1 protein-coding gene is annotated in these 810 nt (G+C 38.8%); it reads right to left on the minus strand.

From position 1 onward, the window contains the following. The coding region (locus ACFINO_RS10200; RefSeq protein WP_375655710.1) for an efflux RND transporter permease subunit at window positions 1–810 on the minus strand (810 nt) is incomplete at both ends.

An 810-nucleotide genomic window follows, 5' to 3' on the forward strand; every position in this document is an offset into this window, starting at 1 on the left:
TTCGTATAGCCTCCAAAACAAAGACCAGCAAAAATAACTGAAGAAAAAATAACCGTCCAAGGTCTTCCCAAACATTTATGTAGACTATAATGATATCCTTTTCTAAAAAAAGAGCCTAATTTATACAAAAAAGTAAAATGATACGCTCCTTTTCCATTGCTCTCAGCATGTCCTTTGAGAAAACGTGAAGCCAACATAGGACAAAGTGTTAAAGCAACAAACGAAGAAAGCAGAATAGAAATTGCTAACACAAAACCAAATTCTCTAAAAAGTGCTCCAACTTGCCCGGGAAGAAAAGAAATAGGTACAAAAACGGCAACTAAAGTCAATGTTGTTGCTAAAACAGCAAAAAACACTTCTCGTGTTCCCAACACCGCCGCTGCCCGAGAACCAAATCCCATATTGCGCCACCGAACAATATTCTCAAGAACAACAATCGCGTCATCCACCACAAGCCCTGTTGCCAAAACAAGTCCTAAAAATGTGAGAATATTCAATGAAAACCCTACAAGGTAAATGGCAGCAATTGTTCCAATTAAAGCAACAGGAATAGATAAGGCAGGAATAAGCGTTACACGAATATCTCTCAGAAAAAGAAAAATAACCAAAATAACACTGAGAACCGCAATGACCAATGCAACCTCGACCTCATGAAGTGCGCCCTTAATAAAAATAGCATCATCGCTAATAATACTCATATGCACAGAAGAAGGAATAACAGTTTTGAGACGATCGACAACCGCTCGAACACCTTGAGAAATATTAAGGGTATTGGATTGCGCTTTACGCACAATCCCCAACCCAATTCCT

The organism is Bartonella sp. AA83SXKL (genome assembly GCF_042196965.1).
Classification (GTDB): domain Bacteria; phylum Pseudomonadota; class Alphaproteobacteria; order Rhizobiales; family Rhizobiaceae; genus Bartonella.